This is a genomic window from Frankia tisae (assembly GCF_025403405.1).
Classification (GTDB): domain Bacteria; phylum Actinomycetota; class Actinomycetes; order Frankiales; family Frankiaceae; genus Frankia; species Frankia tisai.
In genome coordinates, this window is record NZ_JANEZT010000001.1 from 14,185 (window position 1) to 37,126 (window position 22,942).

The following is a 22,942-nucleotide window of genomic DNA, read 5'->3' on the forward strand; positions in this document are numbered from 1 at the left end:
CTGGAGTCGGACGGGCCGCCGGGGGCCCGCCGCCCGGTCAGGGGCGGATGGGACGGGCCCCCGGCGCCCGCTCAGACCTCCTCGACGCTGCTCGGCTCGCGCCGGGACAGGTCGATCCCGAGTTCCTCCGCCGCACGGAAGACGTCCTCGTCGGTGTCACGCATCTCGATCTGCACACCGTCGCTGGAGAGGACCTCGACGTTGAGGCACAGCGACTGCATCTCCTTGATGAGCACCTTGAACGACTCCGGGATGCCGGGCTCCGGAATGTTCTCGCCCTTGACGATCGCCTCGTAGACCTTGACTCGGCCCACGACGTCGTCGGACTTGATGGTCAGCAGCTCCTGCAGGGCGTAGGCGGCGCCGTACGCCTCCAGCGCCCACACCTCCATCTCGCCGAACCGCTGGCCACCGAACTGCGCCTTACCACCCAGGGGCTGTTGGGTGATCATCGAGTAGGGCCCGGTCGACCGGGCGTGGATCTTGTCGTCGACCAGGTGCAGCAGCTTGAGGATGTAGATGTAGCCGACCGCCACCGGGTACGGGTACGGCTCGCCGGTGCGGCCGTCGAACAGCGTGGCCTTGCCGGAGGAGCCGATGAGCTGGACCCCGTCCCGGTTCGGGAGGGTGGAGTCGAGCAGGCCGGTGATCTCCTCCTCGCGGGCGCCGTCGAAGACCGGCGTGGACACGTTGGTCCCGGGGGTGGACGAGTCCGCCCCGATCCCGCGCAGCCGCTCCTTCCAGTCCTCGGTGCCGGCGTCCACCTGCCAGCCGGTCTTGGCCACCCACCCGAGGTGGGTCTCCAGGATCTGGCCGATGTTCATCCGGCGGGGGACGCCGTGCGGGTTGAGCACGATGTCCACCGGCGTGCCGTCCTCGAGGAACGGCATGTCCTCCTGCGGGAGGATCTTGGCGATGACGCCCTTGTTGCCGTGCCGACCGGCGAGCTTGTCACCGTCGGTGATCTTCCGCTTCTGGGCGACGTAGACCCGGACCAGCTCGTTGACGCCGGGCGGGAGCTCGTCGCCGTCCTCGCGGGCGAACACCCGCACGCCGATGACCTTGCCGGACTCGCCGTGCGGCACCTTCAGCGAGGTGTCGCGGACCTCCCGGGCCTTCTCCCCGAAGATCGCCCGCAGCAGCCGCTCCTCGGGGGTCAGCTCGGTCTCGCCCTTCGGGGTGACCTTGCCGACCAGGACGTCGCCGGGCGAGACCTCGGCACCGATCCGGATGATGCCGCGCTCGTCGAGGTCGGCGAGGACCTCCTCGGCGACGTTCGGGATGTCGCGGGTGATCTCCTCGGGACCGAGCTTGGTGTCCCGGGCGTCGACCTCGTGCTCCTCGATGTGGATCGAGGACAGCACGTCGTCCTGCACGAGGCGCTGCGACAGGATGATCGCGTCCTCGTAGTTGTGCCCCTCCCACGGCATGAAGGCGACCAGCAGGTTCTTGCCGAGCGCCATCTCGCCGTTGTCGGTGCATGGGCCGTCCGCGATGACCTGGCCGGCCTCGACCCGGTCCCCTTCGAACACGATCGGCTTCTGGTTGATGCAGGTGCCCTGGTTGGACCGGCGGAACTTCGCCAGCCGGTAGGTGCGCCGGGTGCCGTCGTCGTGCATGACGGTGATGTAGTCCGCCGAGAGGTCCTCGACGACGCCGGCCTGGACGCAGACGACCACGTCGCCGGCGTCCTTGGCCGCGCGGGCCTCCATCCCGGTGCCGACCAGCGGCGCCTCGGAACGCAGCAGCGGCACCGACTGGCGCTGCATGTTGGAGCCCATGAGCGCGCGGTTGGCGTCGTCGTGCTCGAGGAACGGGATCATGGCCGTGGCCACGGACACCATCTGCCGCGGCGAGACGTCCATGTAGTCGACCTCGTCCGGCGGGATGAACTCGACCTCACCGCCCTTGCGGCGAACCAGCACGCGGTCCTCGGCGAACGTGCCGTCGGGCAGCAGCGGCGTGTTGGCCTGCGCCTTGACGTGCCGGTCCTCCTCGTCCGCGGTGAGGTAGTCGATCTGGTCGGTGACCTGGCCGCTGACAACCTTGCGGTACGGCGTCTCGACGAAGCCGAACGGGTTGACCCGCGCGAACGTCGACAGCGAGCCGATCAGGCCGATGTTCGGGCCTTCCGGCGTCTCGATCGGGCACATCCGGCCGTAGTGGCTGGGGTGCACGTCGCGGACCTCGAAGCCGGCCCGTTCCCGGGACAGACCGCCGGGGCCCAGCGCCGACAGGCGGCGCTTGTGAGTCAGGCCGGCCAGCGGGTTGGTCTGGTCCATGAACTGCGACAGCTGGCTGGTGCCGAAGAACTCCTTGATGGAGGCAACGACCGGCCGGATGTTGATCAGGGTCTGCGGCGTGATCGCCTCGACGTCCTGGGTGGTCATCCGCTCGCGGACGACCCGCTCCATCCGGGCCAGACCCAGGCGAACCTGGTTCTGGATCAGCTCGCCGACCGTGCGCAGCCGCCGGTTGCCGAAGTGGTCGATGTCGTCGACCTCGTACTCGGACGGGTCGGCGCCCGCGTGCAGCTTGACGACGTACTCGATCGTGCGCACGATGTCATCCTCGGTGAGGACACCGACGTCGTGAGCGACCTCAAGGGTGAGCTTCTTGTTCACCTTGTAGCGGCCGACCTTCGCCAGGTCGTAACGCTTGGGGTTGAAGAAGAGGTTCTCCAGCAGGGTCTGCGCCGACTCCCGCGTCGGCGGCTCGCCCGGGCGCAGCTTGCGGTAGATGTCGAGCAGCGCGTCGTCCTGGCTGGCCGTGTGGTCCTTCTCCAGGGTGATGCGCATCGACGGGAAGTCGCCGAAGCGCTCCAGGATGCGCGCCTCGTCCCAGCCGAGCGCCTTGAGCAGCACGGTGACGGACTGGCGGCGCTTGCGGTCGATCCGGACGCCGACGGTGTCCCGCTTGTCGATCTCGAACTCCAGCCAGGCCCCACGCGACGGGATCACCTTGCAGGAGTACAGGTCCTTGTCCGACGCCTTGTCCAGGCTGCGCTCGAAGTAGACCCCTGGCGACCGGACGAGCTGGCTGACCACCACACGCTCGGTCCCGTTGATCACAAAGGTGCCCTTCGGGGTCATGAGCGGGAAGTCGCCCATGAACACCGTCTGGCTCTTGATCTCACCGGTGGTGTTGTTGGTGAACTCGGCCGTCACGAACAGCGGGGCCGAGTAGGTCATGTCCTTGTCCTTGCACTCCTCCACGGAGTACTTGGATGGCTCGAACCGGTGGTCCCGGAAGGACAGGGACATGGAGCCGGAGAAGTCCTCGATCGGGGAGATCTCCTCGAAGACCTCCTCCAGACCGGAGGTGATCGGAACATCGTCCCGGCCCGAGTCCACGGCCTCCTGAACCCGCTCCGCCCAGGCGTCACTACCGATCAGCCAATCGAAGGACTGCGTCTGAAGAGCAAGGAGATCCGGGACCTCGAGGGGCTCGATGATCTTAGCGAACGAGATGCGGGAGGAAGAGCGCGAGGCGGCCAAGGTGGTCCTTCCGGGTGGCCTGGATCGTCGGGCTGGCGTCGCGGACGTCAAGGATCCGTCGGGGGTGTGGTCAGGTGATCAGTGTCTCGCTACGGTTGTCGGGAACAGCGACGGGGGGTGCCCCGCCGGTGAGAGGATGGCCGCGAGGCGCACAGGCGCGGCGGCGCTGGGCGCCCCGGCGGCCGGTCGCGCGGCCGGAGTCGGCCCTCGTCCCGCAGCAAGTCCGCCGGTCCCTGGTCCGTCGGTCCGCCGAACCGCAGATAACTGCCGCGACAGGCGTTCGGCTGACCGCGGGCGCGCCAAAGCGCCGTCGCGGCGCAAGCGCGCGGCGACGCGGGTGTCCGCTGAGAACAACGGGTCGGTGCACGGGCAAAGGTCTGCTCAGAGTCCTCGGTGTGGCTGCGATACAGCCGTGCCACGCACCAGCACGGCCAACGCGCCTTCACGTCGAACCGGAACCCACCGCGAGCGCGGCACCGACGACCTGGTCGGAACCGCAAGGCGGCGCGTACCGGACCCCCACAGAGAGCCCGACCTCACCGGAAAGGTGTCGGCGGAGCCGATGCGACGAAAAGGGCAGCGCAAACTAGCAGTGTAGCCGAAGGGCACACCGCTGGCAAGGACGTGCGTGGCAGGACCACGCGGGGAGAACGTAGCGCACCGCATCTGCTTCCCGACGAGCGTTCGCGACATGATGGAACTCCGATCTACAGAGGCCGTCAACCCCCTTCGGAAAACGTCACGAACGACCCGACCTGCTCATCCGCTTACGTAGCAGCGTGTCTCGGCGTTTCGAGGGCTCAGACGCCGCGTGCCGGGACACCTCGGAGGTGCCCCGGCACGCGGGATGCGCCGCGGCCGCGTCGAGCGACCGCACCGGCCCGCGGCGGCGGGCCAGAGCCCGCCCGGACCGGACCCGGAAGACGGGCGGTGTTACTTGACGGTGACCGACGCGCCAGCGCCCTCGAGGGCCGCCTTGGCCTTCTCGGCGGCCTCCTTGGCGACCTTCTCCAGGACGGGCTTGGGCGCCCCGTCGACGAGGTCCTTGGCCTCCTTCAGCCCGAGGCTGGTCAGCGCCCGGACCTCCTTGATGACCTGGATCTTCTTGTCGCCGACGGACTCGAGGATGACGTCGAACTCGTCCTGCTCCTCAGCAGCCGGGGCCTCGCCGCCGGCGCCGCCGGCGAGCGGCGCCGCAGCCACGGCGACGGGCGCCGCGGCGGTCACGCCGAAGGTCTCCTCGAACTGCTTCACGAACTCCGAGAGCTCGAGCAGAGTCAGTTCCTTGAACGCGCCGAGCAGCTCTTCGGTCGACAGCTTCGCCATGATGGCGTTTCCTTCCTCGTCATGCCGATGATCTTGTCCGGCCGGATGGGCGACCGGTGATCGGGGTGGCTCGTGGGTGGTGCCGGCTGGGCCTCGGCGTGCCGGCCCGGCCGGCGCGGGGTGGTCCAGGGGCGGCGGCGGCCGTCGCCGGCCACCGTCATCCCGCGGTGCGGACGGCTACTCCGCGGAGGCCTCGGCCGCCGGCGCCTGCTCGGTGGGCACTTCGGCGCCGGCCTGGCTCGCCCGCTGCTCGCGCAGCGCCTCGGCCAGCCGGGCGACCTGCGACAGCGGGGCGGCGAACAGGCCGACCGCGCCGGACAGCGAGCCCTTCATCGCGCCGGCGAGCTTCGCCAGCAGGACCTCGCGAGACTCGAGATCCGCAAGCTTGCGGATATCGTCGGCCGTCATCGCCTTGCCCTCGACAACGCCGCCCTTGACCACGAGGGCCGGGTTCGCGCGGGCGAAGTCGCGCAGGCCCTTGGCCGCCTCGACCGGGTCGCCGGTGACGAAGGCGACGGCGGTCGGGCCGACGAACAACTCGTCGATCCCGGTGACACCGGCCTGCTCCGCCGCGATCTTGGTCAGCGTGTTCTTGACCACCGCGTAGCGCGCGCCCTTGCCAAGGGTGCGCCGCAGCTCGGTGAGCTGGCTCACCGTCAGACCGCGGTACTCGGTGAGGACCGCGGCGGTCGCGCCACGGAACTCCTCGGCGATCTCCGCCACCGCGGCGGTCTTCTCAGGTTTCGCCATGGGGCTCCTTCGGGGTATCGGCCGGCCATCCGTTCAACCCCGGGAGACGACGAACGCCCCGGCGCAGGCGCACGGGGCGTGAAGAGCGACAGGGGAGAGAGGACGGCGCACCAGCGCCGACCGCCTCAACAGTGCCGCGGTCCTTGCTTCCGTCACCTGCGCGGGCCGCCCGGGGAAGTCGGGCCTTCGACCGTCGCTCGTCCCGAGTGGGATCTTCCCCACCTGGGTGACGACGGCGACCAGCGGTCTTCGGTGTAAAACGTGTTCGTGCTCAGTGTACGCGACGATCTCACGTACACATTCATCGCCCAGCTCGAGCCCCGGCCTCCCCGCTTACCTTGCCCTTCCAGAGGGACGGAACAGACACAGAGACCTCTGGAAGGGCAAGAAAGCCAGGAAAGCTGGAAGCAAAGTAGCCACCGCTGTGCGCACGGCCGGGAGCCGGCACGGCGCGGCGATGGGATCAGGCGGGAACGCCGTCCTCCAACAGGTTGCGGGTGCGGTTCGGGTCGACCGGGATACCCGGGCCCATCGTGGTGGCGAAGGTGACCTTCTTGAGGTAGCGACCCTTCGCCGCCGAGGGCTTCACCCGGACGATCTCGTCCAGGGCCGCCGTGTAGTTCTCGATGAGCTGGGCGTCGGTGAAGTGCGTCTTCCCGATGACGATGTGCAGGTTGCCCTGCTTGTCCACCCGGAAGTTGATCTTTCCGCCCTTGATGTCGGCGACGGCCTTGCCGATGTCCAGCGTGACGGTGCCGGTCTTCGGGTTCGGCATCAGCCCGCGGGGGCCGAGGATGCGGGCGATCCGCCCGACCTTGGCCATCTGGTCCGGCGTGGCGACCGTCGCGTCGAAGTCCAGGAAGCCTTCCTGGATGCGGGCGACCAGGTCGTCACTGCCGACGATGTCGGCGCCGGCGGCGGTCGCCTCGGCGGCCTTCTCACCGGCGGCGAACACGGCAACGCGCGGCGACTTGCCGGTGCCGTGCGGCAGGTTGACCGTGCCGCGGACCATCTGGTCGGCCTTGCGCGGGTCGACCCCGAGGCGGATGGCGACCTCGACGGTCGCGTTGTACTTCGTGGTCGAGGTCTCCTGGGCGAGCCGGACGGCGTCCAGCGGGCTGTAGAGGTTCTCGGGGTTGATCTTTTCGGCGGCGGCCCGGTAGGCCTTGCTGCGCTTCATGGGTGTCTCCTCGTGGTGCCGGCGGACGATCGGCCCGGCTCGCCACGGCGTGGACCTCGTCCGCGCCGCAGTCGGCGGTCCGACCGCCCTCCCACGGCGTCGGTCCGGTGTGGCTGGGGGGGCGCGGAAGGCTAGTCGCCGACCGTGATCCCCATCGAGCGGGCAGTCCCCGCGATGATCTTCTCTGCCGCCTCGATCGTCGTGGCGTTGAGGTCGGGGAGCTTGGTCTGGGCGATCTCGCGCACCTGAGCCGGGGTCAGCTTGGCGACCTTGTCCCGGTGCGGAGTCCCGCTTCCCTTCTCCACGCCCGCGGCCTTGAGGATGAGCCGCGCGGCCGGCGGGGTCTTCGTGACGAAGGTGAACGACCGGTCTTCGAACACGGTGATCTCGACCGGCACGACGTTGCCGGTCTGCGACTCGGTCGCCGCGTTGTACTGCTTGCAGAACTCCATGATGTTCACGCCGTGCTGGCCCAGCGCGGGACCGACCGGCGGCGCCGGCGTGGCCTTGCCGGCGTTGATCTGGAGCTTGATGATCGCGGTGATCTTCTTCTTCTTGGGGGGCATGTGCTCGTCTTCCTACCGGGGTTCTACGGACCGGATCAGATCTTCGCGACCTGATTGAACTGCAGCTCGACGGGCGTCTCGCGACCAAAGATCGAGACCAGCACCTTCAGCCGCTGGGCGTCGAGGTTGATCTCGCTGATGGTCGCCGGGAGCGTGGCGAAGGGCCCGTCCATGACGGTGACCGACTCCCCGACCTCGAACTCCTGGACCCGGACGGTCTCGACCTTCTTCTCCTTCGGGGCCGCCGGGGCGAGGATGGACAGAACCTCCTCGCGGCGCAGCGGCGAGGGCCGGTTGGTGAGCCCCACGAACCCGGTCACACCCGGCGTGTTACGGACCGCGGACCAGGACTGGTCGGTCAGGTCCATCCGGACATAGATGTAACCCGGGTACTTTTTCTGCTGGACCAGCTGCCTCTTGCCGTTCTTGACCACCGGGACCTCTTCGGTGGGCACCTCGATCTGGAAGATGTAGTCCTCCATGTTGAGGCTGGAGATACGGGTCTCGAGGTTGGTCTTGACCTTGTTCTCGTAGCCCGCGTACGAGTGCACGACGTACCACTCGCCCGGCGCGTCCTCGATGGCGCGGCGCAGGTCGTCCTCGTCCTCGTCATCGTCATCGGTGTCGTCGGCCACGGCGACCGGCACCGCGCTCGTGGGCTCGGCGACCGCGGCAGGCTCGCCCGCCGCACCGGGCGCGGCGCCTGCGCCGGCCAGGGGGCCGGCCTCGTCGGCTGCCACGCTGGCGTCGGCTGCCACGCTGGCGTCGGTCTCACCGGTGGCCTCTACGCCCGACTCGTCGGTGGCCTCAACGCCCGACTCGTCGGTGTCGTCGGCGCTGGCGTCATCGAGCTCGGCGCCGGCGTCCGTGCTCGCCACCTCGTCGTGCTCGAACGCCGCGAGGAGATCGAGACGGGCGAGGGCCTCCCCCTGCTCGGAAGAGGCCTGCTCGGGCGACTGGGACACGCGGACGATCCTTCTCTCGTGGACGCTTGGTGCTGCTGTGGACTCCGCGGAGCGGGCGCTGCGCGGGCGTGGTGCCGAACGGGCGGACACGATCGACCTGCGGACCGGCGGCTGTCGCCCGCCCGGACCCGTTCGTCCGCACTGCCCGACCCCGCCGGCTGGCGGGCCCGTCAGCCGAAGATCGCGAGGACCGCCTTCGTGAGCCCGAAGTCGAGACTAGCCACGAAGGCCGTCATCACGCTGACGAAGACGAGCACGACCAGCACGTAGGTGATCAGCTCGCTCCGGCCCGGATAGACGACCTTCCGGAGCTCCGCCATGACCTCGCGGATGAACCGGAGGACCTTGTGGATGAACTGAAACGGCCGATGCTGACGCCGGCCCGCGGTACGCGTGGCCCGCCTGGGACGCGGTGCCGCGTCACGGGTATCGGTCGCCACTCAACTCCACCCACTCCGTCGCCAAACCAGCCAACCGTCGAACAGCGCAGGGGCGACAGGACTCGAACCTGCAACCGCCGGTTTTGGAGACCGGTGCTCTACCAATTGAGCCACGCCCCTTGGACACGCCCGGAGCCCCGCCGCCTCGCCGAACCCACACGCTGCGCTTATGAACCATAGCGCACAGGCCAGCCCGTGAGCCGGCTACCGCAATGGGTACCCGAGCGGATCGAGCATACCCCTTCATCGACCCGACTCCGCGCGGGCCGATCGCGTCGAGTGCTCGCCGGCCCGGGCAGGCTGTCCGGACGGTGGCCACCGAGTGTTGCGCGGAACCGTCCGGGCACTGTCCCGAGTCCCGCCGCGCACCGTCCGCAGGACCCACGGCACAACGGCCGCAAAACCCGCGGCGCGCCGTCCACAGGACCCGCGGCACAACGGCCGCAGGACCCGCGGAACCGGGTCCTGCGGCCACCCCCGCCCCGGTCCGCACGGACGCCGGATCCCGGCCGCCTGCGTACGACGCTCATCCGGACGCCATGGCAGCATGGGCACTATGAGCAGGATCTCAAGCCGCATCGGCGGCATCGCCCCGTCCGCGACGCTGGCCGTCGACGCCACCGCGAAGGCGATGCGCGCCGAGGGGCAGGACGTGGTCGGCTTCGGCGCCGGCGAGCCGGACTTCCCAACTCCGGACCACATAGTCGCCGCCGCGGAGAAGGCATGCCGAGAACCCCGCATGCACCGCTACACCCCGGCGGGTGGCCTGCCGGAGCTGCGGCAGGCCATCGCCGAGAAGACGGCCCGGGACTCCGGCGTCACCGTTTCCGCGAGCCAGGTTCTGGTGACCAACGGCGGCAAGCAGGCCGTCTACGAGGCGTTCGCCACGCTGCTCGACCCGGGTGACGAGGTGCTGCTGCCCGCGCCGTACTGGACCACCTACCCCGAGTCGATCCGACTCGCCGGGGGTGTGCCGGTCGACGTCGTCACCGGGCCGGAAGCCGGCTACCGGGTGACCGTCGAACAGCTCGAGGCGGCCCGCACCGAGCGCACCAAGGTGCTGTTGTTCAACTCGCCGTCGAACCCGACCGGCGCCGTGCACACGCCGGAGGAGATCCGCGAGATCGGCCGCTGGGCCGAGCAGGCCGGCATCTGGGTACTTGCCGACGAGATCTACGAGCATCTCGTCTACGGCGAGGCACGGTTCGCCTCGATCCTGGCGGAGGTGCCGGGGCTCGCGGAGCGCTGCGTCATCGTCAACGGCGTCGCGAAGACCTACGCGATGACGGGCTGGCGGGTCGGCTGGCTGATCGGGCCGGCGGATGTCACCGCCGCGGCGGCGAACCTGCAGTCGCACGCGACCTCGAACGTCGCCAACGTCTCCCAGATCGCGGCGCTTGCCGCCGTCACCGGGCCCCTCGACGCCGTCGCCGAGATGCGCGTCGCCTTCGACCGCCGCCGGCTGACGATGCACGGCATGCTCACCCAGATCCCGGGGGTGAGCTGCCCGCTGCCCGAGGGCGCGTTCTACTGCTACCCCTCGCTGCAGGGCGTGCTGGGCCGAACCCTGCGCGGCCGGACCCCCACGACCAGCGCCGAACTGTGCCAGCTCATCCTGGAGGAGGCCGGGGTCGCCATCGTCCCCGGTGAGGCGTTCGGCACCCCGGGCTTCGCCCGACTGTCCTACGCGCTGGGCGACGAGGACCTGGCCAAGGGCGTGGGCCGGCTGTCCGATCTGCTGGCCGAGGCCGTCTGACGGACCGGCCGCTCACCCGCCGACCCGCCACCGACCCGCTCCGGCTGCCGGCCTGCTCAGCTCAGCTCAGCTGAACGGTGGCGCGGGCGGCCATCAGCACCTTCTCGCCGCGACACCGGGTGGTGAGGTTGACCACCACCCGGTTGTTGTCGAGCTTCTTCTCCACGACGCCACGCACCGACACCGAGGCGCCCTCGTCACCGTCCGGCACCACCACGGGCGAGGAGAACTTCACGCCGACCTCGAGCACGGCGCCCGGGTCCCCGGCCCAGTCGGTGACGAGACGGGTGGCGGTCGCCATCGTCAGCATCCCGTGCGCGAGCACGCCGGGCAGGCCCGCGTCCGCGGCGGCCCGCTCGCTCCAGTGGATGGGGTTGAAGTCCCCGGACGCTCCCGCATAGCGGACGAGATCGACCCGCCGCAGTGGGAACAGCCGTTCCGGCAGCTCGGTGCCGACCTCGACGTCGTCATAGCCGACGGTCGCCGTCATCGTTGTTCTCCCCAGAGTGAGGCACTCCCGGTGAGCCCCGGGGGTGCGGCCGGACGCCCGGCCTGGGCCGGGCTGGGCGCCGTGCGACGCGCGCTCATCCCCGCGGCGGTGCCGTACCACGGGAGACCAGGGTGCACGCGCCGACGGCGACCTCCTCGCCGCTTGACGTGTCGTAGCGGTAGGTGGTGACGAGGACCTCGTTCCGACCCACCGCCCGGATGCCGGTCAGGGTCGAGGTGGTGATCAGTTCGTCCCCCGCCACCACCGGTCGGCGCAGGGTGAAGCGCTGCTCACCGTGCACGACCAGGGCGTAGTCCAGCCCGAGCGCCGGATCGTCGGTGGGCAGCCCCAACGCCCCGGGGATCGCGCTGATCAGGAACGTGGGCGGCGCGACAAGATCGGAATAGCCGGCGGCCTTGGCGGCCTCCACGTCGTGGTACAGCGGATTGTCGTCCCCGATCGCCCGGGCGAACTGCCGGATGTGCTCGCGTCCGACCTGGAAGGGGACGGGCGAGACGAAACTGCGTCCCACAAAGTCCTGGTTGAGCGACATCACGGCTCCGATCTCGATGTCCACGGCAGGCCCGGATGCCGTCAATTGGCGGTCCGGCGAATGTGCCGCGCCGGTTGCGGCGTGGAGCATCTCACCACAAACCAGGCGTGCTGACCCATCGACGGGCGGGTCGACGTGTCCTGGGTATCACACCGCCGAACCAGCACCGCCGACCCCGACCGACACGCCCGGTCGGGGGGTGGGCACGCAAACAACCGGCCAGGGCGATCCCTGGCCGGTTGTGAGGACGCGTTGGCGATGGGCTCACGGAACCCGAATGCGCATCCGCCGGACGGCGGCGTGGCCCCAGCGGGGGACGCCGAGCATCGTCAGCGGGTCTCGCGGTGCTCCGTGTGCTTGCCGCAGTTCGGGCAGAACTTCTTCAGTTCGAGGCGATCCGGGTCGTTGCGCCGGTTCTTGCGGGTGATGTAGTTCCGGTGCTTACACACCTGGCACGCCATCGTGATCTTCGGGCGGACGTCAGTGGCGGCCACGGCGTGATGCCTCTTCCTGAATCGGGTGCTGAACTGATCGGGCGACGCGGCAGGCCGCGAGCCCCTAAGGGGGCTGCGGCACACCGCACCCCGATAGTAGCGGTGGCCGGACTTGAACCGGCGACACAGCGATTATGAGCCGCTTGCTCTGCCAGACTGAGCTACACCGCCAGGATGGTCTCCGGGATGCCCGGAGATCCGACCACAAGCTTACCCGGGAGAACCGGCGGAACCGCCCATCCCGGACACGAACCCGCCCGAGGACTGGAACGTGGAGCCCCTTTACGGAATCGAACCGTAGACCTTCTCCTTACCATGGAGACGCTCTGCCGACTGAGCTAAAGGGGCGCGAGGTCGCGGAGCTTAGGTTACACGACGGCGAGCACGGTTGGGACGGCACCCCCGCCCGTTTCGTCCCCGATCATGCGAGCGCCGCCCCGGACCAACCCTCAGCGGTTGCCGCCCGCCGCCGGATGCCCGGAACACCCCCATCGCCAGTCTTGCCCACTGGCACGCCGCCGTGCCCGACCCGGCGGCCGTTCCGACCGGAAGATGCGCAGATTGCCGGCGAGAACAACTGTCCGTAGCGAATAACTCGGACTCCCTTACCTTTGATAGCTGTAAGCAATTCCTTGAATGCTTAGCGTGTGGCGCACCCGTTGGTGCGCCCCTCTTGGCGCGGCCAACCGGATCACGAGCCTCCCCGACCGTCGCCTCCCAAGCATCCGAGGGTTGCCCATGCGTTCGACGCATCGTCCTGGCCGGTATCCGACGACCCGAGGCACCGACGGCGATGCCGGCCCTGTCGGCATCCCGATCCGGCCCGGCACCCCGCTGCCACCCGGCACGGTGTTCCCCCGCCCCGGCCGACCGGCCGCGATGGCCACCCAGGCATCGCAGTCCAGGCCGATCCGCCCCTCGAGCGCCGTCCCGGTCCGCCGGACGGACGCCGCTGGCCACACCCCCCGCCGCCGGTCCTCGCCGGCCAGGCCGGCGCTCGCGATACCGCTGCCCCGACGGTTGCTGAGCGTCGCCGCACTCACCGCCGCCACGCTGACCATGTCCGGCACCGCCGGCGTCGCCCAGGGGGCGACCCCCTCGCCGTTGTGGCCACGCGGGGTCGACGTGGCCTCGTGGCAGCACCCGGGTGGCGGGCCGATCGACTGGAACGCGGCTCGCGGCTCCGGCCTCAGCTTCGCGATCATCAAGGCCACCGAGGGGGCGAACTACACCAACCCGTTCTTCGCCGCCGACCGCGCTGCCGCCACGAAGACCGGACTGGTGGTCGGCGCCTACCACTACGCGCGCCCGGCGCAGTCGCTGTCGACCGCGGTGGAACAGGCCCGGCACTTCATCGCCGTCACCGGGTTGACGCGCACGACGGGCCACCTCGCGCCCGTGCTGGATCTGGAGGACACCGGCGGGCTCGACCCCCGGGCGCTCGCAGCCTGGACCCGGGCGTTCCTGGAGGAGGTCGAGTCCGAGACCGGACGGATCCCCATCATTTACACCTATCGGTCGTTCTGGACCGGGAAGATGGCGGATACTCACGACTTCGTGAAGTACCCGTTCTGGTTCGCGATCTACAACGGCCAGGCGGCCCCCGGCTGGCTACCTGGCGGCTGGTCGAAATGGGCGCTGTGGCAGTACACCTCGGGCGGCGCGGTGCCCGGAATCGCCGGCAACGTGGACACGAACGTGCTGTGCTGCACGTCGAGCGCGCTCACCGCGCAGGCGGACGGCACCCACAGTGAGATCGAGAAGTGGTACGCGGCCGCGGGGCCGACCCAGGCCAACCTCGGCGCCCCGGTCGGGGTCGAGAATCCCGCGGGCGGCGGGGGCCGTTGGCAGCAGTACGGCAACGGCCTGGTTTTCTGGTCCGTCGCCACCGGGGTGCACGCGCTGTATGGCCCGATCTCGACGAAGTACCTCGGCATCGGCGGGTCGAACAGCTTCCTGCGCCGCCCGGTGAGTGACATCGAGATTGCCAGTACACCCGGCGCCCAGCAGGCCCGTTTTCAGGGGGGCTGGATCTACTGGCACCCGGTGACCGGAGCCCACGAGGTCCACGGCCGGATCCTGCAGACCTACCTGACCCTCGGCGGCTCGGCGTCCAGCCTCGGCCTGCCCACGACCGACGAGTACTCGGTGCCGGGCGGGCGGGAGAGCACCTTCCAGCACGGCCGGCTGCACTGGGACGCCGCCACAGACAAGATCACGACGCTGCCGCCCCTCGGCTGAACCCAGTAGGGGTGACGTCGGTACAGGACGGGTATCGCACCTAAGCGGCGGACGGTAGTTGTCTGACTACCGAATGACGACCGGACCATACGGTGCCGGTATCGACCCGCCGCGACCACGAGGTCGTGCCCCGTCCGATCCCGGTGGCCCCCTTACCGGGGCGTGGCGGTTCACCGGTCGGGTGAGGCATCGGCGTCGAACGGGAGGAAGAGATGGCAGGAAATCGGGCAGTTCGCCCGCTGAGCGGATGGCTCACCTTCGCCGCCGTGATCATGTTCATCGTCGGATTCCACAACCTGATCTACGGCATCGCGGCCCTGCGCGACTACACAGTGGTCGTGAACAACCTCAACGGCGGCGCGAACATCCTCTACGCCGACACCAACTTCTGGGGCGCGTTGTGGATCGCGATCGGCATCGTCGAGATGGCGCTCGCCTACGGGATCTACATTCGTAATGACTACGCGCGGTGGGCCGGCATCGCCATCGCGGCGATCAATGCGATCGGCCAGCTTGCCTTCGTGGCGGCGTTCCCGGTGTGGTCGGTCATCATCATCGCGATCGACATCCTGGTGATCTACGCACTGTGCACCTACGACAGCGCCCACGGCCGCTTCGAGGAGCCGTACCCCGGCGACCGAGCCGGCGTGGGTGAGGCCGCCGGCCGCGGCGCGGGTGTCGGCAACCGGGCCACGGAGACCGCAGGCGTCCGCCCAGGCTCCGGCGGATTCACCAGCCGAGGCGGATCAGGGGAACCGCGCGGCGGCGGGCGCGGTGACGAAGGGCTCCCGCCCACGATCAACCGCTGAGGCGACGGGCTGGCCGGAGCAACCGGTCAGCCCGCCGAAGGTGATACGGCTCTGCAGGATCTGCACCGACGGTGACGCTTTCCTGCACCGAAGGTGATGTGACTCAGAGCTCCGAATCGGTCAGCTGAGCTCGCCAGGCCGCGCACCGCAGAACGTAGTCACCGAGGTGCTGGCCGGCGAACGCACTGGCATCCCAGTCCTCGGCGGTCGCCTCGGCGGCGTCGAGCCAGAGGTAGGCGACTGCTGGGCGCCCATCGGCCAGGACGAGCGGGCCGGCTGCGTAGGCCGAGCCCTCGAACGCGTCGAGGACCGCACGTTCCGTCGGATCGAGGCCGACAAGCACCCGCCCCGTGGCCGGCGCCTCCTCCCGAGCCACCTGGTCCACAACCACCCGGCGCACCAGCCCCGGGTAGAGGCGACCGCGCAGGCAGGCGGCCCGCCATCCGGGGGCGGCTGCGGACTCCATCGGGGGCACCCGGCCGATCAGCATCGAGACCACCTCGGGAAACATCAGCGTCCCGTAGACGAACAGCAGTGGACCGGGGCCGTCCGGCGGGACCGGCAGGCGGCGCTCGTCGGCGGATCGCGACATTGAGGCACCGTAACGCCGGTTGGTCGCCGAACACCCCGGTACGTCGAGTGTGGACGGGTGGCGAACGCCGATCGGCAATCGCGGTGGGCCCGGGCGAGGCGGCACTAGAGTGCACCCCGTGAGCGACGACGCGGCGTTGGCCGCCCGAGTCCGGGCCGCCTCCCATCTGACCGGCACCTTCCTGCTCCGGTCGGGCAAGACGAGCACCGAGTACTTCGACAAGTACCTGTTCGAGGCCGACCCGGAGCTGCTCGCCGCGATCGTCGACGGCCTGACCGGGCTCGTGCCCGCGGGCACCGAGGTCCTGGCCGGGCTCGAGCTCGGCGGCGTGCCCCTGGCCACCCTGCTCTCCCAGCGCACCGCCCTGCCCGCGCGGTTCGTGCGCAAGAAGGCCAAGGAGTACGGCACCCGGCGGATCGCCGAGGGTGGCGAGGTCACCGGCCGCCGCGTCGTTCTCGTGGAGGACGTCGTCACCTCCGGCGGCGCAGTCCTGGACGCGACGAAGGTGCTGCGCGATGAGGGCGCAATCGTCGAGGACGTGCTCTGCGTGATCGACCGCGGTGAGGGCGGCCGCGAACGGCTGGCCGAGCTCGGCCTGGCCCTGCACCCGCTGCTGACCCGCGCCGAGCTGGATGCCGCCGCGGCCCACTGAGCGGCGAGCACCCATCGCCGCGGCACAGCCCGGAAAGCGGTCAGGCCCGAAGCGTCGCTTCGGGCCTGACCGGACGTACAAATCCCCGGGGCGAGCCCGGGGATGGTGGCAGGTGATGGATTCGAACCATCGTAGGCTGAGCCGACGGTTTTACAGACCGTTCCCTTTGGCCGCTCGGGCAACCTGCCTTCGTAGAGGAGCATACCGGTCCCGCTGGACCGCCGGGACGGTGGACCACCCTGCAAGGCGGTCGTCGATCGAATACAACGGTGAGTAGTCACCCCCCGGGGCGGGTACCGCCCCCGATGGCCACATACGGTGGTCAACTCGACACCCTTACCCAACCGGACATCCCCGCACCGAACCGAACTGGAGGTCCGCGCACGTGGCAGACCCATCCTTCGACATCGTCAGCAAAGTCGACGAACAGGAGATAGACAACGCTGTCAACCAGACAGCCAAGGAGATCCGGACCCGCTTCGACTTCCGCGACACGGGCGCGTCGGCCGCCCTGTCCGGGGAGTCGATTCTGCTGGTAGCGAACACAGATGAGCGGGTCAAGGCAGTGCTCGACGTCCTGCAGGAGAAGTTCGTCAAACGCGGCATCTCGCTCAAGGCGCTGTCGTTCGACGAGCCCAAGCCGTCGGGCAAGGAGTTCCGCCTGTCGGTGACCGTCCAGCAGGGCATCGCGGAAGACAAGGCCCGGGCGATCGCGAAGAAGATCCGGACCGATGGCCCAAAGGGTGTACAGGCCCAGATTCAGGGCGACCAGCTCCGCGTCACCGGGAAGAAGCGGGACGACCTGCAGCGGGTGATCCAGCTGCTGAAGGCCGAGGACTTCGAGGTCCCGCTCCAGTTCGTCAACTATCGCTGAGGCCCGCACCCGGAAACGGCGCACCCCGCCCGATGGGGGGTTTCGGGCGGGGTGCCTGCGGCGGAACCTGGGGGGTGCGCTCCGCCGCCGTCGTGGCCGTGAAACGTTTCCGTTCCCGGCTACCGTCCCGCGAAACGCGGGCGACGGCAGAACTCTACTCCGAGTTTCCCACCGCAATATGGCTGCGCCAGGGTGGATAACACCGTGGTCGGTTGCCGGTCACTGATACGGGTTCATACGAGCGAGCTGTTCCAGGCGGGCGATCCGCTCGTTCATGGGCGGATGGGTCGAGAACAGCCGGCCGACGCCGCCGCCGCGGAACGGATTGGCAATCATCAGCGCGGCCGCGGGGCCCAGCTTCGAGTTCTGCGGCAGCGGGCGGGCAGTCGCACCCGCCTCCAGCTTGCGTAGCGCGCTGGCCAGCCCGAGCGGGTCGCCGGTGAGCGTCGAGCCCGCTTCGTCGGCCTGGTACTCCCGGGATCGGCTGATGGCAAGCTGAATGACCGTCGCCGCCACCGGCCCCAGAATCATCAGCAACAGCAGCTCGAAGATGCCCGGCCCGTTCTCCTCGTCCCGCCCGCCGAAGATGGCCAGGAACTGGGCCATGTTCGCCAGGTACACGATGACGCTGGCGAGGGCACCGGCGACCGAGGCGATAAGAATGTCGCGATTATACACATGACTGAGTTCGTGCCCGAGAACGCCGCGCAACTCGCGATCGTCCATCAGTTCCATGATGCCCTCGGTACAGCAGACCGCCGCATTGCGCGGATTGCGGCCGGTGGCGAAGGCGTTGGGCGAGCCGGTCGGGCTCAGGTACAGCCGCGGCATCGGCATGCGGGCATTGCGGGCGAGCTCCCCGACGATGGCGTAGAGCCGGGGCTGTTCTACCTGAGTGACCGGGTAGGCCTGCATCGCCCGCAGGGCGATGCGATCCGAGAAGAAGTAGGAAAAGCCGTTCATCGCGAGCGCAAGCACCAGGGCGATGAGCAGTCCACCCCGCCCGAACAGCGAACCCACCAGCAGGATGGCGGCAGAAAGCACGCCCAGCAGCAGCGCGGTCTTCAGGCCGTTGAGGTGGCGGTGCGGCATGGCGATCGGGTGTCCGTCCTGTCGAGCCGGTACGGCTGTTCAACGCGGGGGCTCCGGGCCAACGTTCCCGGCCACCGTGTCGTCCGCACCACCGGCATCGTCCGCACCACCGGCATCGTCCGGGCCGCCCGCCCGCGGCGGATCCGCGGCAGCGCCCGCCCGCAGCCGGTCGGCCAGGGGCTCCTCGAGCAGGCCGGCCCGCTCGAGCCCACCGGCGGTGTAGGCCACCAGTGCCCGGTAGACGGCCGCGACGGCGGGATCCACGGCGTCCAGCGCCCGTAGATGGGCCTGGACGGTGCCGAGATCGCCGCGGCGGACCGGTCCCGTGGCCGCCGGCCAGCCCCCGGTGAGGGCGTTGTCCAGGGAGGCCCGCAGCAGAGGGGCGAGGGCGGAGCCCGGATCGGCCACACCCGCCGCCGCGAGCGTTTCCCGGGCGGCCACGGTCAGGCTGGTCAGAAAATTGCCGCCGAGGACCAGCGCGGCGTGATAGAGATCACGCCTACTGTCTTCGATCGCCAGCGGGATGCCGCCGATGTCGACGACAAGCCCCCGGGCCCGGGCCTCAGCGACGGAGTCCGCGGTGATGCCGAACGGCACCCCGGCGAACACATCCGGGTCCCCCGTCGTTCCGGGCAACGTCATGATCGGGTGTAGCGCCATCCGAGCCGCGCCCACAGCCGAGCCGGCGGCGAGCGCCCCCAGTCCATGCCGGCCGCTGAGGTGCGCGAGGGTCTGCCCCGCCCGCACGGCGCCCGCGGCCACGAGCTCGGCCGTCACCGGCGCGATCGCATCGTCCGGGACGGCGATGAACACCACCTCGGCCGCCCGCAGCCGCGTCACCACCTGCGGCACCGTGCCGATCCGCGCGCCCGGGAACTGGCCCGCCGCGCGTTCGCGGCCGGCGGCTGACCTGCTGGTCACCGCCACCACCGGGTGTCCCGCGGCGGCCAGGGCGAGCGCGACGGCGCTGCCGGCCCGGCCTGCTCCGACGAGCCCGATCGTCTCCCGGCGTTCGCCGCCGCCGGGGTCTCGCTCCGACCGATCCGGCACCGGGCGGGGGTGAGAGGCCATGGCTGCGATGCTGCTCCCCCGCCCCCCGCCGGTCGCGATGGCACCTCGGCACCATCCGGCCAGCGCCCCGCGCCCGATACGCTGCGTGGTGCGGCCCCCACCGCGGTGGCAACGGAAGATAGCGAGTCGCGCACATGGAGTAATCGAAACACGTTGCGAATGTATCTATTCGCCGGCAGGCCGCTCGGCCAGAGCTGCCCGGAAAGCCGCTCGGAAGCGCATTGAATACGCACCGCCCACACCCATCGGCAGGCGACGCATCCCGAACCGCCCGGACACGGATGGCATCAGCCGACCGCCAGGACGGGGGCATACGTACACAGAGTTGACAGGCTATCACTCTACGCCAGAGCACCCCGAGATCAACAGATTCGGGTCTGATCGTCGGGCCACCGCGTGCGATCGGTCGGCCCGGCACGCCGCACGCGTCCCATTGCTACAGCCGGTAGGCTGGTGTGGTACCCGAGGAGGTTACTGAAGGTGTCTGAGCAGGTCAGGGAGAGGGAGACCCGCCGGCTCGACCGGGTGGTCGTGCGCTTTGCGGGCGACTCCGGCGACGGTATGCAGCTCACCGGAGAGCAGTTCACCAGCGAGACGGCCACGTTCGGCAACGATCTGTCGACGCTCCCGGACTTTCCCGCCGAAATCCGCGCCCCAGCCGGCACCCCGGCCGGAGTATCCGGATTCCAACTACATTATTCCGACCACGACATCCTCACTCCGGGTGACGCACCGGACGTCCTGGTTGCGATGAATCCCGCCGCGTTGAAGGCGAATCTCAAGGATCTGCCTCCCGGTGCCAGTCTCATCGTTAACACGGACGCGTTCACGGGCGGAAACCTCAAGAAGGCGGGTTATGCGACGGACCCGCTGACCGACGGCACGCTCGACCCCTACATGGTGCACCGGGTCCCCCTGACCTCGATGACCATCAACGCGGTGCACGCTGCGGAGGGAACCGGCTCGGTCAACAAGAAGGAGGCCGAGCGAGCGAAGAACATGTTCGCCCTCGGTCTCATGAGTTGGCTGTACCACCGGCCGACGGAAGGCACCGTCGGTTTCCTGGAGAAGAAGTTCGCGAAGCGCCCGGAAATCGCCGCCGCGAACATCGCCGCGTTCCGCGCCGGTTTCAACTACGGTGAGACGACGGAGTCCTTCACCGTCACCTACGAGGTGGCCCCGGCCCGGATGAGGTCCGGCACCTACCGGCGTATCACCGGCAACCTGGCCCTGTCCTACGGGCTGGTCGCGGCCGGCGAGTTGACCGGGTTGCCGCTGTTCCTCGGGTCCTATCCGATCACCCCCGCCTCCGACATCCTGCACGAACTGAGCAAGCACAAGCGGTTCGGCGTGCGGACGTTCCAGGCGGAGGACGAGATCGCGGGGATCGGCGCCGCGCTGGGCGCCTCCTTCGGCGGCTCGCTCGGCATCACGACCACCTCAGGTCCAGGGGTCGCGCTCAAGAGCGAGACGATCGGTCTGGCGGTGAGCCTGGAGTTGCCGCTGGTCATCGTCGACATTCAGCGTGGCGGGCCGTCCACCGGGCTGCCGACCAAGACCGAGCAGTCCGACCTGCTGCAGGCGATGTTCGGCCGCAACGGTGAGGCGCCGGTGCCAATCGTGGCGCCCCGCTCGCCCGGGGACTGCTTCGACGCCGCGATCGAAGCCGCGCGACTCGCGACGAAGTACCGCACGCCGGTGTTCCTGCTCTCCGACGGCTACCTCGCCAACGGCTCCGAGCCGTGGCTGCTGCCGATCCGCGAGACGCTGCCGGACCTGAAGGTCACCTTCACCACCGAGCCCAACCACACCGGGCCGAAGGGGCCGGAGTTCTGGCCCTACCTGCGCGACCCGGAAACCCTCGCCCGACCGTGGGCGGTCCCCGGGACGCCGGGCCTCGAGCACCGCATCGGCGGCATCGAGAAGTCCGACGGGCAGGGAAACATCTCCTACGACCCGGCCAACCACGACCGGATGGTCCGCCTGCGCGCGGCCAAGGTCGCCGGCATCGCGAACGACATCCCCCCGCTGGAGGTGGAGGATCCCTCCGAGCAGGCACGCGTGCTCGTGCTCGGCTGGGGCTCCACCTACGGCCCGATCGCAGCCGGCTGCCGGCGGGTCCGCGCCAAGGGCCTGCACGTCGCTCAGGCGCACCTGCGCCATCTCAACCCCTTCCCGGCCAACACCGGGGAAATCCTGCGGTCGTACGACAAGGTGCTGATCCCCGAGATGAACCTCGGCCAGCTTCGGACGCTGATCCGGGCCGAGTTCCTTGTCGATGCGATCGGTTACAACCAGGTCCGCGGGCTGCCGTTCAAGGCGGCGGAGCTGGCCGGCGTCTTGGAGGACGTGATCAACCAGTGACCGTCACGACGAATCACACCGGAATCAGCAACCGTCTACTCGATCTGGTGCCGGCCGCCCCGGCCCAGCAGAGCCGCAAGGACTTCACCTCCGACCAGGAGGTGCGCTGGTGCCCGGGCTGCGGTGACTACGCCATCCTCGCCACCGTCCAGGGTTTCCTGCCCGAGCTCGGGATCGCCCGCGAGAACATCGCCTTCATCTCCGGGATCGGCTGCTCCTCGCGGTTCCCGTACTACCTGCAGACCTACGGGATGCACTCCATCCACGGCCGCGCGCCGGCGATCGCCACCGGCCTCGCCACCTCGCGGCCGGACCTGTCGGTCTGGGTCGTCACCGGCGACGGCGACGCATTGTCCATCGGCGGCAACCACCTGCTGCACGCGCTGCGCCGCAACGTCAACCTCAAGATCCTCATGTTCAACAACCGGATCTACGGTCTGACCAAGGGCCAGTACTCGCCCACCTCCGAGGTCGGCAAGATCACCAAGTCGACGCCGTTCGGCTCGCTGGACCGGCCGTACAACCCGGTGTCGCTGGCGCTCGGTGCGGAGGCCACCTTCGTCGGGCGGTCGATCGACTCGGACCGGGCACATCTGACCTCGGTGCTGCGTGCCGCAGCGGAGCACCCGGGGACCGCGTTCGTCGAGATCTTCCAGAACTGCAACATCTTCAACGACGGCGCCTTCGACGCGCTCAAGGACCGATCGAGCCGCGACGACGTGACGCTGAAGCTGGCGCACGGCGAGCCGCTCGTCTTCGGCGCCGAGGGCGACAAGGCGATCCGCCGTGCGGATGACGGCAGCCTGGAGGTCGTGCCCGCCGGCAGCCCCGGGGTCCTCGTGCACGATGCCACCGCGACGGACCCGAGCCAGGCCTTCGCGCTGTCCCGGCTCACCGGCGACACGCACGGGGTCACGCCCATCGGAATCTTCCGCAGCGTCGACGCACCCACGTACGACGAGGCACTCAACACCCAGATCAGCGACGCCCGGGAAAAGCAGGGCGCCGGCGACCTGATGTCGCTGATCTCCGGCGGGGAGACCTGGACCATCGACTGACCCGGTCCGGTCCTCGCCGGCCGGACCGGGCCACCCCGCCAGCGGAGCGGTCCGGTCCGGTCTGACAGGCGACCGGCATGAAGGCCGGGGCGCGCGCATCGCCGCCGCCCCGGCCTTTCGGCGTTCCAGGGGACCCCGGGGGCACCCGAATTCTCGCCCGGGAAGCTGCCGG

Annotated in this window: 20 protein-coding genes and 4 tRNA genes; 7 read left to right on the forward strand and 17 right to left on the reverse strand. The window is 69.6% G+C overall.

Annotation, left to right across the window (positions count from 1 at the left end; translation table 11 throughout):
- Window positions 1-71: 71 nt before the first annotated feature.
- From rpoB to NBZ85_RS00100, 8 genes are all read right to left on the reverse strand, one after another.
- Window positions 72-3,497 carry a DNA-directed RNA polymerase subunit beta gene (gene rpoB / locus NBZ85_RS00065; RefSeq protein WP_261553505.1) on the reverse strand — a complete coding sequence of 1,142 codons (3,426 nt, stop codon included), beginning with the start codon at window positions 3,495-3,497 and terminating at the stop codon, window positions 72-74.
- Between the two features lie 933 nt (window positions 3,498-4,430).
- Window positions 4,431-4,823, reverse strand: coding sequence for a 50S ribosomal protein L7/L12 (rplL, locus tag NBZ85_RS00070; protein ID WP_261553506.1), 393 nt, complete (start codon window positions 4,821-4,823; stop codon window positions 4,431-4,433).
- 177 nt (window positions 4,824-5,000) lie between these two features.
- Window positions 5,001-5,573 (reverse strand): 50S ribosomal protein L10, encoded by a 573-nt coding sequence (gene rplJ / locus NBZ85_RS00075; protein ID WP_261561334.1) that lies wholly within the window; start codon window positions 5,571-5,573, stop codon window positions 5,001-5,003.
- A 463-nt stretch (window positions 5,574-6,036) separates the two neighbouring features.
- On the reverse strand, window positions 6,037-6,753 hold the full coding sequence (gene rplA / locus NBZ85_RS00080) for a 50S ribosomal protein L1 (RefSeq protein WP_261553508.1): 717 nt from the start codon (window positions 6,751-6,753) through the stop codon (window positions 6,037-6,039).
- Window positions 6,754-6,884: 131 nt separating this feature from the next.
- Window positions 6,885-7,319, reverse strand: coding sequence for a 50S ribosomal protein L11 (rplK, locus tag NBZ85_RS00085; protein ID WP_261553509.1), 435 nt, complete (start codon window positions 7,317-7,319; stop codon window positions 6,885-6,887).
- A 35-nt stretch (window positions 7,320-7,354) separates the two neighbouring features.
- Window positions 7,355-8,284, reverse strand: a complete 930-nt coding sequence (gene nusG, locus NBZ85_RS00090) for a transcription termination/antitermination protein NusG (RefSeq protein WP_261553510.1) — start codon at window positions 8,282-8,284, stop codon at window positions 7,355-7,357.
- Between the two features lie 170 nt (window positions 8,285-8,454).
- Entirely contained in the window at window positions 8,455-8,724 is a 270-nt protein-coding gene (gene secE / locus NBZ85_RS32470) for a preprotein translocase subunit SecE (protein WP_261553511.1), read from the reverse strand.
- A 47-nt stretch (window positions 8,725-8,771) separates the two neighbouring features.
- Window positions 8,772-8,844 (reverse strand) — tRNA-Trp (locus tag NBZ85_RS00100).
- A gap of 427 nt (window positions 8,845-9,271) precedes the next feature.
- Here NBZ85_RS00100 and NBZ85_RS00105 point away from each other — a divergent pair.
- Window positions 9,272-10,480: a pyridoxal phosphate-dependent aminotransferase gene (locus NBZ85_RS00105; protein ID WP_261561335.1), complete on the forward strand. Its 1,209-nt coding sequence runs from the start codon at window positions 9,272-9,274 to the stop codon at window positions 10,478-10,480.
- Between the two features lie 61 nt (window positions 10,481-10,541).
- Here NBZ85_RS00105 and NBZ85_RS00110 read toward each other — a convergent pair whose 3' ends face one another.
- From NBZ85_RS00110 to NBZ85_RS00130, 5 genes are all read right to left on the reverse strand, one after another.
- Window positions 10,542-10,970 carry a MaoC/PaaZ C-terminal domain-containing protein gene (locus NBZ85_RS00110; RefSeq protein WP_261553513.1) on the reverse strand — a complete coding sequence of 143 codons (429 nt, stop codon included), beginning with the start codon at window positions 10,968-10,970 and terminating at the stop codon, window positions 10,542-10,544.
- A 94-nt stretch (window positions 10,971-11,064) separates the two neighbouring features.
- Entirely contained in the window at window positions 11,065-11,523 is a 459-nt protein-coding gene (locus NBZ85_RS00115; RefSeq protein ID WP_261553526.1) for a MaoC family dehydratase N-terminal domain-containing protein, read from the reverse strand.
- Window positions 11,524-11,852: 329 nt separating this feature from the next.
- A complete protein-coding gene (gene rpmG / locus NBZ85_RS00120; protein WP_009740545.1) occupies window positions 11,853-12,017 on the reverse strand; it encodes a 50S ribosomal protein L33 in 165 nt (54 codons plus the stop codon).
- 97 nt (window positions 12,018-12,114) lie between these two features.
- Window positions 12,115-12,188: transfer RNA gene (locus NBZ85_RS00125), tRNA-Met, on the reverse strand.
- 101 nt (window positions 12,189-12,289) lie between these two features.
- A tRNA-Thr gene (locus NBZ85_RS00130) sits at window positions 12,290-12,365 on the reverse strand.
- 390 nt (window positions 12,366-12,755) lie between these two features.
- Between NBZ85_RS00130 and NBZ85_RS00135 the strand changes: the two genes are divergently transcribed.
- On the forward strand, window positions 12,756-14,258 hold the full coding sequence (locus NBZ85_RS00135; protein ID WP_261553514.1) for a GH25 family lysozyme: 1,503 nt from the start codon (window positions 12,756-12,758) through the stop codon (window positions 14,256-14,258).
- A gap of 212 nt (window positions 14,259-14,470) precedes the next feature.
- The gene (locus NBZ85_RS00140) at window positions 14,471-15,067 is read left to right on the forward strand and encodes a DUF7144 family membrane protein (protein WP_261553515.1); all 597 of its coding nucleotides are present in this window, start codon (window positions 14,471-14,473) and stop codon (window positions 15,065-15,067) included.
- 103 nt (window positions 15,068-15,170) lie between these two features.
- On the opposite strand, the gene NBZ85_RS00145 is transcribed toward NBZ85_RS00140, so the two are convergent.
- Window positions 15,171-15,659, reverse strand: coding sequence for a gamma-glutamylcyclotransferase family protein (locus tag NBZ85_RS00145; protein ID WP_261553516.1), 489 nt, complete (start codon window positions 15,657-15,659; stop codon window positions 15,171-15,173).
- Between the two features lie 118 nt (window positions 15,660-15,777).
- Here NBZ85_RS00145 and pyrE point away from each other — a divergent pair, with 118 nt between their 5' ends.
- Window positions 15,778-16,311 (forward strand): orotate phosphoribosyltransferase, encoded by a 534-nt coding sequence (gene pyrE, locus NBZ85_RS00150; protein WP_261553517.1) that lies wholly within the window; start codon window positions 15,778-15,780, stop codon window positions 16,309-16,311.
- 103 nt (window positions 16,312-16,414) lie between these two features.
- Here the strand turns inward: pyrE and NBZ85_RS00155 are convergent.
- A tRNA-Tyr gene (locus tag NBZ85_RS00155) sits at window positions 16,415-16,499 on the reverse strand.
- 197 nt (window positions 16,500-16,696) lie between these two features.
- On the opposite strand from NBZ85_RS00155, the gene NBZ85_RS00160 reads away from it, so the two are divergent.
- The gene (locus tag NBZ85_RS00160; protein ID WP_261553518.1) at window positions 16,697-17,185 is read left to right on the forward strand and encodes a YajQ family cyclic di-GMP-binding protein; all 489 of its coding nucleotides are present in this window, start codon (window positions 16,697-16,699) and stop codon (window positions 17,183-17,185) included.
- 219 nt (window positions 17,186-17,404) lie between these two features.
- On the opposite strand, the gene htpX is transcribed toward NBZ85_RS00160, so the two are convergent.
- The gene (htpX, locus tag NBZ85_RS00165; RefSeq protein ID WP_261553519.1) at window positions 17,405-18,277 is read right to left on the reverse strand and encodes a zinc metalloprotease HtpX; all 873 of its coding nucleotides are present in this window, start codon (window positions 18,275-18,277) and stop codon (window positions 17,405-17,407) included.
- Window positions 18,278-18,316: 39 nt separating this feature from the next.
- Window positions 18,317-19,348, reverse strand: a complete 1,032-nt coding sequence (locus NBZ85_RS00170; protein WP_261553520.1) for a Rossmann-like and DUF2520 domain-containing protein — start codon at window positions 19,346-19,348, stop codon at window positions 18,317-18,319.
- Between the two features lie 480 nt (window positions 19,349-19,828).
- On the opposite strand from NBZ85_RS00170, the gene NBZ85_RS00175 reads away from it, so the two are divergent.
- Both NBZ85_RS00175 and NBZ85_RS00180 read left to right on the forward strand, forming a co-directional pair.
- Window positions 19,829-21,712, forward strand: coding sequence for a 2-oxoacid:acceptor oxidoreductase subunit alpha (locus tag NBZ85_RS00175; RefSeq protein ID WP_261553521.1), 1,884 nt, complete (start codon window positions 19,829-19,831; stop codon window positions 21,710-21,712).
- Entirely contained in the window at window positions 21,709-22,770 is a 1,062-nt protein-coding gene (locus NBZ85_RS00180; RefSeq protein ID WP_261553522.1) for a 2-oxoacid:ferredoxin oxidoreductase subunit beta, read from the forward strand. The genes NBZ85_RS00175 and NBZ85_RS00180 overlap by 4 nt, the downstream gene beginning before the upstream one ends.
- The last annotated feature ends 172 nt before the right edge of the window (window positions 22,771-22,942 follow it).